The 13,537-nt window shown below is 69.6% G+C and carries 13 protein-coding genes; 8 read left to right on the forward strand and 5 right to left on the reverse strand.

Annotated features, from left to right (window positions below):
• Positions 1-17 precede the first annotated feature (17 nt).
• Positions 18-560, reverse strand: coding sequence for a gamma subclass chorismate mutase AroQ (gene aroQ, locus ACOCEP_RS17090; RefSeq protein WP_482338346.1), 543 nt, complete (start codon positions 558-560; stop codon positions 18-20).
• Positions 561-591: 31 nt separating this feature from the next.
• Between aroQ and ACOCEP_RS17095 the strand changes: the two genes are divergently transcribed.
• The 4 genes from ACOCEP_RS17095 (at position 592) to ACOCEP_RS17110 (ending at position 5,123) form a co-directional block, all read left to right on the forward strand.
• The gene (locus tag ACOCEP_RS17095; protein ID WP_482338348.1) at positions 592-1,413 is read left to right on the forward strand and encodes a Nif3-like dinuclear metal center hexameric protein; all 822 of its coding nucleotides are present in this window, start codon (positions 592-594) and stop codon (positions 1,411-1,413) included.
• Positions 1,414-1,429: 16 nt separating this feature from the next.
• The gene (locus ACOCEP_RS17100) at positions 1,430-2,167 is read left to right on the forward strand and encodes a zinc ribbon domain-containing protein (RefSeq protein WP_482338350.1); all 738 of its coding nucleotides are present in this window, start codon (positions 1,430-1,432) and stop codon (positions 2,165-2,167) included.
• Entirely contained in the window at positions 2,164-3,273 is a 1,110-nt protein-coding gene (locus ACOCEP_RS17105; protein ID WP_482338352.1) for a bifunctional RNase H/acid phosphatase, read from the forward strand. The genes ACOCEP_RS17100 and ACOCEP_RS17105 overlap by 4 nt, the downstream gene beginning before the upstream one ends.
• A 113-nt stretch (positions 3,274-3,386) precedes the next feature.
• Positions 3,387-5,123 carry a hypothetical protein gene (locus ACOCEP_RS17110; RefSeq protein WP_482338354.1) on the forward strand — a complete coding sequence of 579 codons (1,737 nt, stop codon included), beginning with the start codon at positions 3,387-3,389 and terminating at the stop codon, positions 5,121-5,123.
• Positions 5,124-5,183: 60 nt separating this feature from the next.
• Here the strand turns inward: ACOCEP_RS17110 and sfnG are convergent, their stop codons facing one another.
• From sfnG to ACOCEP_RS17130, 4 genes are read right to left on the reverse strand one after another with little or no spacing between them, the layout of a single operon-like run.
• Positions 5,184-6,275: a dimethylsulfone monooxygenase SfnG gene (sfnG, locus tag ACOCEP_RS17115; protein WP_482338356.1), complete on the reverse strand. Its 1,092-nt coding sequence runs from the start codon at positions 6,273-6,275 to the stop codon at positions 5,184-5,186.
• A 33-nt stretch (positions 6,276-6,308) separates the two neighbouring features.
• Positions 6,309-9,143, reverse strand: a complete 2,835-nt coding sequence (locus tag ACOCEP_RS17120; RefSeq protein WP_482338358.1) for a helix-turn-helix transcriptional regulator — start codon at positions 9,141-9,143, stop codon at positions 6,309-6,311.
• A gap of 31 nt (positions 9,144-9,174) precedes the next feature.
• Complete coding sequence (locus tag ACOCEP_RS17125) at positions 9,175-9,558, reverse strand: zf-HC2 domain-containing protein (RefSeq protein WP_482338360.1); 384 nt, start codon at positions 9,556-9,558, stop codon at positions 9,175-9,177.
• On the reverse strand, positions 9,555-10,109 hold the full coding sequence (locus ACOCEP_RS17130) for a sigma-70 family RNA polymerase sigma factor (RefSeq protein WP_482339746.1): 555 nt from the start codon (positions 10,107-10,109) through the stop codon (positions 9,555-9,557). Before ACOCEP_RS17130 ends, ACOCEP_RS17125 begins: the two co-directional genes overlap by 4 nt.
• A 246-nt stretch (positions 10,110-10,355) precedes the next feature.
• Here ACOCEP_RS17130 and ACOCEP_RS17135 point away from each other — a divergent pair, with 246 nt between their 5' ends.
• The 4 genes from ACOCEP_RS17135 to ACOCEP_RS17150 are packed head-to-tail and all read left to right on the forward strand — an operon-like array spanning position 10,356 to position 13,531.
• Positions 10,356-11,003: a DUF4142 domain-containing protein gene (locus tag ACOCEP_RS17135; RefSeq protein WP_482338362.1), complete on the forward strand. Its 648-nt coding sequence runs from the start codon at positions 10,356-10,358 to the stop codon at positions 11,001-11,003.
• Entirely contained in the window at positions 11,000-11,809 is an 810-nt protein-coding gene (locus ACOCEP_RS17140) for a ferredoxin (RefSeq protein ID WP_482338363.1), read from the forward strand. Before ACOCEP_RS17135 ends, ACOCEP_RS17140 begins: the two co-directional genes overlap by 4 nt.
• Complete coding sequence (locus tag ACOCEP_RS17145) at positions 11,806-13,089, forward strand: NAD(P)/FAD-dependent oxidoreductase (RefSeq protein ID WP_482338364.1); 1,284 nt, start codon at positions 11,806-11,808, stop codon at positions 13,087-13,089. Before ACOCEP_RS17140 ends, ACOCEP_RS17145 begins: the two co-directional genes overlap by 4 nt.
• Positions 13,010-13,531 (forward strand): COG4315 family predicted lipoprotein, encoded by a 522-nt coding sequence (locus tag ACOCEP_RS17150; protein WP_482338366.1) that lies wholly within the window; start codon positions 13,010-13,012, stop codon positions 13,529-13,531. The genes ACOCEP_RS17145 and ACOCEP_RS17150 overlap by 80 nt, the downstream gene beginning before the upstream one ends.
• Positions 13,532-13,537 lie beyond the last annotated feature (6 nt).

The raw sequence follows: 13,537 nt of genomic DNA on the forward strand, positions 1-13,537 counted from the left end.
TGCTCCCTTTCCGCAGGTCAGCGCCGCACACAGGCAGACCGCACCGACTCCGAAAGCGCCCCCGAGTGCAGCCGGTCCAGCCCCCGCCGCGTGGCGACCAGCCGCACCGTGACCGCGAGCCGCGCGTCGCACGAACGCCGCGCCCGCGCGTCCCGCGTCGACGCGAGTTCGGTGAGCAGGCCCGCGTTCAGCCGGTCGATCACCGGTCGCACCTCGGTCCCCAGATCCGGCCGTCCGGGCGGCCGCGTGCCGGGATGCTCGGTCCACCTCGCGTACAGGCCGCGCTGGACGACCTTGTTCGCCTCGATCTGGTCGCGAAAGAACCGCACCGCGACGGACGAGTCGGGACCGAGACCGGCCACCGAGTCGAGGATCTGCTGTTCGCGCACCGGATCGTCGATCGGCGACGGCGTGCCGAACTTCGCGGCCGCGACCTTGTCGGCGATCTGCACGCGCTGAGCGGAAAGGTCGGTCAGTTCCCAGAAGCCCGGAGACGCCGACGCCGGCGCGGGGAACGTCACGAAGAGCAGCGAAGCGGCACACAGCACCCGAAGTCGCATGCCCGGAAACGCTACATGCGAAAATCCCCCGGTGCCCGTGCTAGCCGAAGTCATCGCCGCCCTGGAACAGGCGTACCCGCCCGAACTCGCCGAATCGTGGGACGCCGTCGGGCTCGTCTGCGGCGACCCGGCCGAGCAGGTGGACAAGGTCCTGTTCTGCGTCGACCCGGTCGACGAGACCGTCGACGAGGCGATCGCCGGGGGCGCGCAGCTGATCGTCGCGCACCACCCGCTGTTGTTGCGCGGCGTCCACGGTGTCCCGGCCGACAGCACCAAGGGCCGCCTCGTGCACCGCCTCATCCGCGCCGGCGTCGCCCTCTACTGCGCGCACACCAACGCCGATTCCGCGTCGCCCGGCGTCTCCGACGCGCTCGCCGAAGCCATCGGACTGACCGTCCTCGGTCCGCTCGACCCCCGCGAAGACGGCGTCACCGGTATCGGGCGTATCGGCGAGCTGCCCGAGCCCGAGCCGTTCTCCGCGTTCGTCGAACGCGTCGCGAACGCTTTGCCGCGCACGGAGCCCGGCGTCTACGGCGCGGGCGATCCCGGCCGTCCGATCCACCGGGTCGCCGTCTCCGGCGGTTCCGGCGACAGCTATCTCAAGCGGGCCACCGCCGCCGGTGTCGACGCGTATGTCACGGCCGATCTCCGGCATCATCCCGCCGGCGAGCATCTCGCCGAGATCACCGAAGTCCCCGCCCTGGTCGGCGTCACGCACTGGGCGAGCGAATGGCCGTGGTGCGAGCAAGCCTCGGCCGTCGTCCGCGCCGCGTTTGCGGGTAACGTCGACGTTCACGTCTCCACGAGGTGCACCGACCCGTGGACGCTACGGGCCACCCGAACCGAGCACTGACAATCCAAGGAGCACCGTGAAGGCCGATCCCGCCGTCCAGCGCCAGCTGCTCGAACTCGCGAAGGTGGACGCGGAACTTTCGCGTACCGCCCACCGTCGCCGCACCCTGCCGGAGATCGCCGAGATCGACGCGGGCGAGAAGACGGTGCGCGAGCGACGTGACGCGCTGGTCTCGGTCCAGACCGCGGCGTCCGACCTCGACCGCGAGATCGCGCGCCAGGAGAAGGAGATCGAGTCGGTGCGCGCCCGCGGCGACCGCGACCGCAAGCTCCTCGAATCCGGGTCCGTCGCGGCCAAGCAGATGACCGACATCGAGCACGAGCTGAACAGCCTCAACCGGCGCCAGTCCGCGCTGGAAGACGACCTACTCGAACTGATGGAACGCCGCGAGGCGCTCGAACTCGACGCCCAGCGCACCAGCGCCGAGGTCGCGAAGGCCGAGAACGAGGTCGCCGAAGCCGTCAGCCGCCGCGACGAGCACTTCACCGACCTCGACACCACGAAGGCACGCCGCGACGAAGACCGCGCCAAGCTCCTGCCGCGTTTCCCGGAAGGCCTGCTGAAGCTGTACGAGCGGGTCCGCGCGCAGAAGGGCATCGGCGCGGCGCTGCTGCGGGCCCGACGCTGCGGCGCGTGCCAGCTCGACATCGACCGCCGCGAGATCGCCGAGATCAAGGCGGCCCCTGAGGACAACGTCGTCCAGTGCGAGAACTGCGGCGCCATCCTGGTGCGCACGCTGGAGTCCGGCCTGTGACCGACCACGTGCTCGTCGAGGCCGACGGCGGTTCGCGGGGCAACCCCGGCCCCGCCGGATACGGCGCGGTCGTCAAGGACGCGGCCACCGGCGAGGTGCTCGCCGAGCGCAAGGCCTACGTCGGCATCGTGACCAACAACGTCGCCGAGTACTCCGGCCTGATCGCCGGGCTCGCCGCGGCCGCGGAGCTCGGAGCGTCCACAGTGGACGTCCGGATGGACTCGAAGCTCGTGGTGGAGCAGATGTCCGGGCGCTGGAAGGTCAAGCATCCGTCGATGCAGCCGCTGAACGCCGAGGCCAAGGAGCTGGCGGCGCGGTTCTCGCGCGTGCGCTACGAGTGGATCCCGCGCGCGGAGAACTCCCACGCGGACGGCCTCGCGAACGAAGCGATGGACGCCGGGAAGCAGGCGGAAGCGCCGAAGAAGACCGTGAAGCAGGACAGGGTGAGCCCGGTCGGCTGGACCGGCGCGACCGGGACGCCGACCAAGCTCCTCCTCGTGCGCCACGGCCAGACAGCGATGTCGGTCGAGAAGCGGTACTCCGGCCGGGGCGACGTACCCCTCACCGAGCACGGCAAGCAGCAGGCGGCCGCCGCCGCGAAACGCCTCGGCGCGATGGAGGGCCTGGTCGTCGACGGCGAGGCCGCGCCGATCATCGCCTCACCGCTGATCCGCACCCAGCAGACCGCGCAGGCGATCGCGGACGCGCTCGGCGGCCGGGTCGAGACGCACCCCGGGCTGATCGAGACCGATTTCGGCGACTGGGAAGGCCTCACCTTCAAAGAGGCGATGGACCGCGACCCCGAATTCCAGACCAGCTGGCTTTCCGACACCTCGATCGCGGCGCCGGGCGGCGAGAGCTTCGACGGCGTGCACCGCCGGGTCCGCAAGGCCCGTGACGAACTGATCGCGAAGTACGGCGGCCGGACGCTCGTGCTGGTCAGCCATGTCACGCCGATCAAGGCGCTGCTGCGGATGGGCCTGGACGCCGGGCCGTCGCTGCTGTTCCGCCTGCATCTGGATCTGGCGTCGCTGTCGATCGTCGAGTTCTATCCGGACGGCAACGCGTCGGTGCGGCTGGTGAACGACATCTCGCATCTTTCCTGATCAGGAAGGTGTGGCGCGGATCACGCCTGGATATGACGCGTCGGAAGCGGCCGATGGGGTATTGGCTACAGTTTCGGGCGACGGCACGTGAGCGAAAAGGCAAAGACGGGGACATGACGGCGAGCGCACTCAGCGAGGCTTCCGAAAAAGACGTGCCCGACCCGGCCCGGACGCCGGCCCGTCGCGGCCTGGCCGCCCGTGTCGCGCCGTACCTGGCGATTCTCGCCGGGGTGGCGGCGCTGGCCTGGCACGCCACCCTCTACGGCCACTGGATCGTCGACGACGCGGCCATCACCTTCTCCTATGCGCGCAGCTTCGCCGACGGCCTCGGCCCGGTGCTGCAGCAGGGGCAGCCGTCGGTCGAGGGCTGGTCGAACTCGACGTGGCTGGTGGCGCTGGTGCTCGGCAAGCTCGTCGGCGTCTTCGACAGCGGCATGCTGTTCGGCCTTCCCGACTACGTCCTGTTCCCGAAGCTGCTGGGGCTCCTGTTCACCGCCGGGACGCTGGCCGCGTGCCACCTCATGGCGAAGCAGATCTTCGAGCGCTTCGCCTGGCTGGCGACGCTGGTCGTCGGGCTGACGCTGGCCGCGATCCCGTCGTTCGTCATCTGGACGATCTCCGGCCTGGAGAACTCCCTGTTCGGGATGGCCGTCGCCTGGCTCGCCGCCCTGCTGTTCGTGGCCGTGCGCAAGGACACCGTTCTCACCGCGAAGGTCGCCATCTGGTCCGGGGTCCTGGTCGCGTTCGCCGCGCTGACCCGGCCAGAAGGCCTGATCTACGGCGGCGCGTACCCGCTCGTCGTCCTGTTCCAGCTGCGGAAACCGCTCCTGGGCCAGAGCGTCAAACTCGTCGTGGTGTCCGTGGTCGCGTTCGCGATCCCGTTCGGGGCGTACCTCGCCTGGCGGATCGCGGAGTTCGGCAGGCTGCTGGCGAACCCGTCCATCGCCAAGGGGCAGGGCCTTCCCGGGCTTTCGGCGCTGAAGCAGCCGTTCGAACTGGTCGGTTACGCCGGTGTAGCCGGGACGATCCTGCTGGCGCTGACCGTCGGTTACGCGCTGGTCCGCGCGGAATGGCGGCGTGCCCTGATCGCGTTGCTGGTGCCGCTGGCGCTGGGAATCATCGCGTACGGCGTGATGGTCCCGGACTGGATGGGGCAGCACCGGTTCGCGACCCCGATCTGGATCCTCGGCGTGCTGGCGGGAACGCTGGCCGCCGGCGAACTGATGCGCCGCTCGCGGGCGGTGCTGCGCGCCGTCGTGGTGCTCGTGCTGGTCGCGGCCGCGATCCCCTCGGGGATGGGCTTCGCGTCGGCATCGAAGAAGTTCCAAGAGGTCCCGACGGTCCCCGCGTGCCTCATCGCCGACCGCTTCGGCCGCGGCTTCAACACCATGGCCGACATCCTCGGTCTCCAGCAGGCGTCGCTGCTGCTGCCCGACCTCGGCGGCTCGTCGATGACCAGCCGCCTGCACCTGGTCGACATGGCCGGGCTGGTCGAGGCGGACGTCGCGGACTACGTCAAGAACGGCGACATGCCCGGGCTGCGCGACTACGTGTTCGACAAGGTCAAGCCGACCTTCATCCACTCGTGGGGCCCGTGGGCCGCGGGCAACGGCATCACCGTCGACCCGCGGATCGACCGCGACTACGAGCCGATCTTCGTGTACCCGGGCAGCGGCCTCCGGAACGGCGACTTCGTGCGCAAGGACGCCGTCTCCAGCCCGGAGAAGCTGAAGGCCGTCCAGGACTACGCCGCGAAGACCATGCCGGAGGTCGAGAAGGAGCGCTTCGGCGGCCCGCTCAAGGACTGCGGCCCGACCATGCACCCCGGCCAGACCGTCTACCTCCCGTAACCGACCGCATTTAGTCCTCTAGTTGCGGTCGTTGCGCGTGCAACGACCGCAACTAGAGGACTAAACGCGGTCGAGGGCGGCCTCCTTCTCCCGGATCACCGGAAGCACGTGCTTCCCGAAGTACTCGACGTCCTCCAGGTAGTGCAGGAAACCGAGCAGCAGCAGGTTCGCCCCGCGCTTCTTGTACTCGATGGCCCGGTCCGCGATCTGCTCCGGCGTGCCGATCAGCCCGGTGCGGAAACCGTCGTTGTACTGCACCAGATCCTGGAACTCCGAGTCGGCCCACATCCCCTTCTTGTCCGATGTGGAGCTTCCCGCCTGCTTGACCGCGCTGCGGAAGCCTTCGACGGCCTCGGCGTTCGCCTTCTCGACGATCTCGCGCAGCACGGCCTTCGCCTCGCTCTCGGTCTCCCGCGCGATCACGAAGCCGTTGAGCCCGAAGCGGACGGCGTGGTCGTTCTTGGCCGCGTAGCCGCGGACTTCCGCGACCTGCTCGCTGAAGCCGTCGTAGTCCTTGCCGTTGCTGAAGTACCAGTCGGAGACCCGGCCCGCGAGCTTCCGCGCGGCGGTGGAGTTGCCGCCCTGGAAGATCTCCGGATGCGGCCGTCCGACCGGTTTGGGTTTGATGTCGAAATCGTGGATCCGATAGAAATCACCGGCGAATTCGGCGTGGTCGCTGGTCCAGAGCTCCTTCAGCACCCGGATGAACTCTTCCGATCGACGGTACCGTTCGTCGTGTTCGAGCCACGGCTCGCCGAGGTTCGTGAATTCGTCCTTGAACCATCCGCTGACCACGTTGACCGCCGCGCGGCCGCCGGAGATCACGTCCGCGCTGGCGATGAACTTCGCGAGCACGCCGGGATGCCACAGTCCGGGATGGACCGCCGCGATCACCTTCAGCCGCTGCGTCGCGAGCAGCAGCGCGAGGCTGAATCCGGTCGATTCGTGCTGGTAGGCGGCGCCGTAGCTGGCCGTGTAGCGGACCTGGCTCAGCGCGTACTCGAACCCGCTGTTCTCCGCGAGGACGGCGAGTTCCCGGTTGTACTCGTATCCCCAGTCGGTGCGCTGCTCGATGTCGCTGGTGACCAGACCGCCGCTCACATTGGGGACCCAATAGGCGAATTTGAGTGGTTCGGATTCGATTCCCGGCATGTCGCGGAGTGAACCGCCGCGCGGGCGAAACCGTCAATCGGCGTCCACGCGCTGGGACCGGCCGAGCGCGGAACCCAATTCGGTGCGGCCGGTGATCCCCAGTTTCCGGTAGGCCCCGGACAAATGCAGTTCGACGGTGCGGCGGGTCAGGTGCAGCGCTTCGGCGATCTCCCGGTTGGTGAGACCTTGTGACGCCATCAGCGCGACGCGGTACTCCTGTTTGGTGAGGCCGTGTTCGTTGTCCTTCGCCGTCGTGAGGCTGGCGCGCGCGTCCCGCAACGCCTCGGCTGCCCGTCTCGCGAGCGGCCGCGCCCCGCAGTGCTTGCTCGACTGCGTGGCCGTCCGCAGCGTGCCGATCGCCTTCTCGGCCTGCCCGTGCCGGGCCTGGAGCAGGCCGAGTTCGGTCAGGGCCTCGGCCAGCGCCAGTTTCGCGGTCGACCCGCCGAGGACGTCGACGGCCTTGGTGAGCAGGCGTTCGCCTTCTTCGCCGAGACCGTTGTCGCGGACGAGACCGGCGGTGGTGAGCGCGCCGCCGAGGATCCTCGGCGATCCCCAGCGTCCAGCGGCGTCGAGATCCTCCTCGGCGAGGCGGGCCGCCGCGTCGGTGCGCCCGAGCGCCAGTGCGGTGCGGGCGGCGTGCGCGCGCCAGGGGGCGAAGCCGGGGAAGCGCATGCCGTGGTGTTCGAGACGGCGGCCGCAGCCGAGCAGGTCTTCGTAGCCGAGCTCGGGCTCACCGGTGGCCGCGCGGAGCCTGCCGCGCGCGTAGAGCAGGTAGTTGTGCGTGAAAAGTGCTTGTGTGGCCGCGAAATCGATCTTGCCCAGCACCGCGGTCGCGACGTCGTGGCGGCCTAGGTCGACCGAGACCTCGATCAACCGCGCCGCGCACAGCACCGCGATCGGGCACCGGCCGGTGACCCCGCGTTCGTCGAACTGCCGCACCAGCGATTCGAAGTGGACGCTCGCGCGCACCAGGTCGCCGCCCGCCTGCAGGGCGATCCCGCGGGCGAGGGTGGCCAGGGCCCCTTTGGGCACGTGGAAATCCCAAGGCAGGCGCTTCGTGTCGAGCACTTGGCAGAGCTTGTCGGTGAGCGCCGGCTCGTCGGCGAGCGCGGCCGTCGCGAGGGTGAAGAAGTACGGCTGCTCGAACAGTTCCGGCTGCTCGCCGGACAACGCCTCCCCGAAATGGCGGACGGCGTTCGCCGCGGACTTCCCGCTGCGCACCGCGTCGAGCGCGAGCAACCCCGAACGGCTCTGCTGCGCGGCGGGATCGTTCAGCGGCGCCCACTGCCGCTCGAAATCGCGGAAGTCCGGCGGCGGACCGAGCCTGCTGCCCGCCTCGGCGAGATAGGTCATGCACAGCAGCGGCCAGACGGCGTCGGGCCCGCCCGCGTCGAGCCGCGCGGCGAACTGGCCGGCGGAGTTGATCGCCAGCCGCGCGTCCGGCCCGCAGCACAGCGAAAGGATCATGGCCGTCGCGACGAAGGCCGCGGTTTCGCGGTCGTCGATGTGATCGATGGCCTCGCGCACCCTGGCCGGTGCCGAATCCGGGTCGCAGTGGAATTCCGCGTGCGCGAGCTGCAGCAGGATCGCCATCCGCTTGCGTTCGCTGAGCCGTTCCTCCAGCGCCCGCGACAGGAACCGGACGGACAGCTCCGGGTCTCCCTCGACCACGGAATGCCGTGCGGCGAGCCGGAGGACGTCGACCGCCCACGGGATCCTGATCGCGGTCGCCTCCAGCAGATGCGTGCCGACCCGCTCCGGCGCGGCACCCGCGTCCTGCAGGAGCCGCGCCGCCCGGGCCTGGGTGACCGCCCTGGTGGTGAGCGGCATGTCGGCGAGCACCGAGTTGCGGACGAACCGGTAGGTCAGCGCCGGGCGATGGCTGTTGCTCAGCAGATGCACGCGCACCATCGTGTCGATGGCTTCCAGCGCGGTGCTCTCGTCGACGCCGGCCAGCTGGGCCAGCAGATCGAAGCTCGCGTCCTCGCCGAGGATCGCGACGGCTTCGAGGATTTTCGGCGCGGCGGTGTACTCGTGCATGCGGACGCGCAGCACCTCGCCGATCATCGCCGAACCCGCGGTGCCCAGGTCCATCCCGGGGACCAGACGGCGGCCCAGCGCACCGAGCAGGAACGGGTTGCCGCCGGTGATCTCGCGGCACTCCTCGGCGAACGGCCCGGGGGAGACACGAAGGAACTCGGCGACGTGCCGGGCGCCGAGGCCGCGCAACAGGATCGTCGCCGGAGTGCAGCCGGACATCTCCAGCAGCGCGACCTCGCCGGTCTGCGTGTGGCCGACCAGCGAGGTCAGCACGACCAGCACCGGCAGCTGCTCGACGCGATGGCGGATGTAGGCGAGACAGCGCATCGACCACGGGTCGGCGAGGTGGATGTTGTCGATGCCGAGGAAGACCGGGCCCTGTTCGGCGGCGTGCCGGACGGCGTGGAAGAAGGCGTCGAGCGCCTCCGTCTGTTCCTGTTCGGTCCGGGGGCGGCGGTCCGGCAGCGATTCGGTGGCGTGCGGGGCACGCGGCCTCGGTGATCCGGGGACGGCGGGCGCGTGGGTGAGCCCGTCGATCAGCTGGCGGCCGACACCGCCGCTGAGATGCGTCTCCAACCGGGACGCGGTGGCGATCGCGACGGTGAACCCGGCCGCTTCCGCGAGCTCACCGGCCGCGGTGAGCATCGACGACTTGCCCATGCCGAACTCGCCGACCACCACCGCGCTGACGGCCCGGCCGGCCAAGGCGGCCCGGAACAGCCCGGTGATCGTGCCGAGTTCGCTCTCGCGGCCCAGCAGCCCTGCGGCGCGGCGCTTCGGTACCGAAGGCCCGCCGAAGGGGCTCTCGGGATTTACTTCGGTATGCACCGTAGAGACCTTCGTGTCGGGTTGCGGCAGACTACTCGAACGTAAGCGGTATCGGGAGTAATCGCTGGTCATCGAGGGGAGCACGGGTCGAGATGCGCGCATCCGACGAGGTCCGCCGAAGCCGGCGGGACGACCGTTGCGACGACATCAGGGCGGCGACGACGCACGCCAGGAAGACCACCACGAGGTTGGCCGCGATCAGTGACAGCCGTCCGCAACGCCGCGAAGCGACGGGGGACAGGTAGCGCAGATCGGCCCTGGACAACGCGTCTTCCACCGAAGCGAATTCCGCGACTTGGCGGCCGCAGCGCGCGCAGCCCTTCAGATGTGTTTCGAAGGCATGCGCCTCGGCTCGGTCGAGCACACCGAGCGCGTACGCCGCCACGTCGGTGTGTTTCACCTTTCGCTTCGTCATCGCGAACCCAGCTCTCCTAACGACCGTCGCAATGTCCTCATAGCCGCGTACAGCCGTGATTTGACCGTTCCCTCCGGTATTCCCAATATCACCGCCGCCTCCCGGACCGTATGTCCGGTCAGATAGGTCTCGTAGATGACGGCCTGATATTTGCCGTCCAGATAGCGTAGCGCTTCGGAAATGACGAGCGCGGACAGCGACTGCTCGGTCCGATCCGCTATTTCGGCGCTTTCCGAACTGTCCAGCTCCACCTCCTGCGGACGCGCGCGCCGGTTTCGCCAGCCGTCGATCACGATCCGCTTGGCGACCGTGAGCAGCCAGCCGCGCAGCATTCCCGGCTCACGGTTCAACGTGTCGGAATGCTGCCAGGCGCGAATCAGAGTCTCCTGGACTACGTCCTCCGTCCATTGTTGATCATGGCCGGTCAGGTACATCACCTGGCTGAACAGGGTTTCCCGGAAATCCTTGTACAGCAACGCAATCAGCTCGTCGGAAAGCGCGCTCGACCGAGCGTCGCCGCCGAGCCGGCATTCTTTGCCCACTGCTTCCATGAAGTTCGAGACCTCCCCAGCGGTGGAGGATTTCACAGGTTCGTACACCGTAGCGCAGACTATCGCCGTGAGCCATGTGCAGTAGTGCTCTATTTACCATTAATCGTCCGGTACGTATGTCGGCCGGAAACGGTTCTAAATGTGTCGTGTGATGCACATCACACTGAGTGCGACCGCAAAGATCGAACCGGCCGCTCCGGTTCGCCGTACTCCCAGTGAGGCATATCGCGGACGGGGACGGGTGAAATGATCTATCGACTTCTCGGAGTGGTGATCGGTTGCATGGTGATATGGCTGGGAACGCCGGCCCATGCCTTCGCGGAAATCGACTCCCATGATCGGGAGCTGCTCGTCCGGGTACGCGAAGCCGGTTTGTGGGAAGGCCCGGTGAGCCGTCAAGCGGAACAGCGCGGGAGCGACCGGCGGGTCCGGGAGGCCGGCCGCGAACTCGCCGACGACCACGACCGCCTCGACGCCCAGGTCCGCGCGCTCGCTTCGAAGCTCCGCGTCGAACTGCCTGTCGAGCCCACCGAAGAACAGCGCTCGTGGACCGACGAGATCACCGGCGCCGCCGGTGCCGACTTCGACCGGCTCTACGTCAACCGCGCCCGCGCCGCGCACGGGAGCGTCTTCGGTCTCGCCTCCCACGTCCGGGCCGCCACCCGCGACGACGCGATGCGGTCGTTCGCCCAGGCCGCCGTCGACACGGTCATGCGGCATATGACCCTGCTCGAAAGCACCGGTATCGCCGAGACCACCTCGCTGATGGTCGTACCCGCGGGCGGCGACCTCGACGGCGGCGACGTCGCGCTCGGCCTGCTCGTGGTGGGCATCGCCGGAGGGGCGACCTTCGGGCTCGTTCGGTTTCTCGGCGCGTCGGGCAGGCGAGCATGACGGCCTCGCTCCTGGCGGTGATCCCGGCACCGTCGCCGCACGACAGCGGCGTGCGGGAGATCGCCGCCCTGTCCGCCCGGTTCGCCTACGTGACGATGTGCCTGACGCTGGTGTGGGGGGTGCTGACCGCCACCGGCTGGATCAGGCGCGTCACCGGCCACGAGGCGTTGCGCGGCGGTCACGTCGTGTTGGCGACGTTCAGCCTCGCCACCGGTTTCGTCCACGGACTGTCCTATCTGTTCCTCGACGACGATTCGTTCGGAGTGCTCGCGCTGCTGATCCCGTTCGCCGGCGGCGGGGTCGCGCGGCACGCGGCGGGTGTCGTCGGGCTGGAACTGTTCGTCGCCGTCTCGATCACCGCCGCGGTGCGCCGCGGCGTGACCGATCGCGGCGGGCAGCGGTTCCATCAGGCCGGCTACTTCGCGGTCGGCCTGCTGGCGATCCACTCCTGGCTCGGCGCGGCCGCGAACGGGAACCTCTCGACCGTCTGGCTCGGCGGGCTCACCGTGCTCACCCCCGCCGTCGTGCTCTCCGTGCTCCGGGTGCTCCCGCCGGGGGCGCTGGTGCGGCTGGGGCTCCTCGAAGGCGGCACCGGCCGGGCACAACCGGTCCGGATCTCCGTCGACGACAGGAAATGCCACCGCTACGCCATCTGTCAGGCCGAAGCGCCGCAGGTCTTCCAGCTCACACGCGACGGCCAGCTGCGCTACCTCCGGAAACCCGGGGCCAAACAGGTGCCGCTGGCACAAGCCGCGGCCAGAGCCTGCCCGATGCGGGCTATCCGATTACAGGGGGCGGAACGATGAGCGAACGGATCGTCGTGGTCGGCGGCGGGCTGGCCGGCCTGCGGTGCGCGGAACGGTTGCGAGAACTGAGGTTCGACGGCGAACTGGTGATCGTCGGCAACGAGCCGGAGCTGCCGTACCACCGGCCGGCGCTGTCCAAGCAACTGCTGACCGGCGCCACCCATCCGGCGGAAATGCTGCTCGCCCGGCCCGACGAGATCGACGCCGAATGGCGGTTCAACACCCCGGCGACCCATCTTCAGCCGGGTCGCCAGATCGTCCATCTGCCCGGGGCGGAGGAACTGCCCTACGACGGGCTCGTCATCGCCAGCGGCGTCGAACCGCGGCGGCTTTCCGGTGTGCCGCACGGACATCCGCGGGTGGTGGTGGTGAGGACCCTGGCCGACGCCGCGGAGCTGCGCGACAACCTCGCCGCCGACCACGGGCCCGTCGCGGTGCTGGGCAGCGGGTTCATCGGCTGCGAGGTCGCGGCGAGCCTGCGGGAGATCGGCCGCGAGGTCACCATCATCGGCCGGTCGGCGCATCTGCTCGGCGAGGTCGTCGGCAAGCACATCGGGCAGAAGCTCTCGGCGCTGCACCGGTCGCGCGGAGTGCGGCTGGCGCTGGGCGCGTCCATCGACAACTGGCAGACCACGGCGAACGGCCTGCGGCTGCGCTCGTCCGACGGCTGGATCCTGGACGTCTCGTGTGTCGTCGTGGCCGTGGGGACCGTGCCGTCGATCTCCTGGCTGCGCGGCTCGAAGCTGCCGCTCGACGACGGCGTCGTCTGCTCGCCGACCTGCCACGTGCTCGGGATGGGCAACATGGTCGCCGCCGGTGACGTCGCGCAGTGGCCGAACCTGCGGTTCGACGAGACGCCGCGACGGGTCGAACACTGGCTCAACGCCGTCGAAATGGGCCGGGCGGCCGCGGAGAACCTGCTCGCCGGCCCGCGGGCCGCGCGTCCGTTCGCGCCGGTGCCACGGTTCTGGTCCGAGCAGCACGGCATGCGGATCCAGGCGGGCGGCATCCCGAAGCTCGGCACCGACACCGTCGCGCTCGCTTCACCCGTCGGCGGTGAACGGCCGGTCACCGGATTCGTCCGCAAGGGGCGTCTCGTCGGTGTCGTCGGCCTCGACAGCCCGTCCGCCGTCCTCCACTGGACCAACGAGATCGCGGAGCAGAACCCCGTCAGCCACCCGGGAGAAACGGAGACGCCTGATGCGCGGATCGCGGTTGACCATGCTCGTCGTCATCGCGGCGCTCGTCGTGGGGGCCGCGATGTGGTGGCAGGCGGCTGAACCCACGGCCCGGACGGCGCGGGCCCCGGTCACCGAAACGCCGGTGCCGTCGCCCGGCACCTCGGCCGGGACGCGGCTCACCGCCGTCTACCTGACCCGGATGGGGCGGGCCGTCCTCGACGAGACCGGCGCCGTCCTCTTCCGCTACGACCGCGACGACCCGCACAAGGCCCGGTCGGCTTGCCTCGGCGACTGCGCCGTGGTCTGGACACCCATCACGACCAGCGGCACACCCTCGGTGACCGGCATCGACCCGGCGCTCGTCGACACCATCAAACGCCCCGAAGGCGCCGAGCAGGTGACCTTGGCGGGCCGGCCGCTCTACCGGTTCGCCGGCGCCCGGCCCGGCGAATGGACCGGGCAGGGCACCGACCACCTGTGGTTCGTCGTCGAGCCGGACGGGCGGCGCAACCTGAACTGCCTGCCCGGACCCGTGCAGTAGGATTCG

Source organism: Amycolatopsis sp. CA-211722 (assembly GCF_056828465.1).

Excerpts from the sequence above, each read along its gene's own strand:
- ACOCEP_RS17125 (WP_482338360.1), bottom strand. The coding sequence starts at position 9,558 with ATGACGAAGCGAAAGGTGAAACACACCGACGTGGCGGCGTACGCGCTC.
- aroQ (WP_482338346.1), bottom strand. The coding sequence starts at position 560 with ATGCGACTTCGGGTGCTGTGTGCCGCTTCGCTGCTCTTCGTGACGTTC.
- ACOCEP_RS17135 (WP_482338362.1), top strand. The coding sequence starts at position 10,356 with ATGATCTATCGACTTCTCGGAGTGGTGATCGGTTGCATGGTGATATGG.
- ACOCEP_RS17140 (WP_482338363.1), top strand. The coding sequence starts at position 11,000 with ATGACGGCCTCGCTCCTGGCGGTGATCCCGGCACCGTCGCCGCACGAC.
- sfnG (WP_482338356.1), bottom strand. The coding sequence starts at position 6,275 with ATGCCGGGAATCGAATCCGAACCACTCAAATTCGCCTATTGGGTCCCC.
- ACOCEP_RS17150 (WP_482338366.1), top strand. The coding sequence starts at position 13,010 with ATGCGCGGATCGCGGTTGACCATGCTCGTCGTCATCGCGGCGCTCGTC.
- ACOCEP_RS17145 (WP_482338364.1), top strand. The coding sequence starts at position 11,806 with ATGAGCGAACGGATCGTCGTGGTCGGCGGCGGGCTGGCCGGCCTGCGG.
- ACOCEP_RS17110 (WP_482338354.1), top strand. The coding sequence starts at position 3,387 with ATGACGGCGAGCGCACTCAGCGAGGCTTCCGAAAAAGACGTGCCCGAC.
- ACOCEP_RS17130 (WP_482339746.1), bottom strand. The coding sequence starts at position 10,109 with ATGGAAGCAGTGGGCAAAGAATGCCGGCTCGGCGGCGACGCTCGGTCG.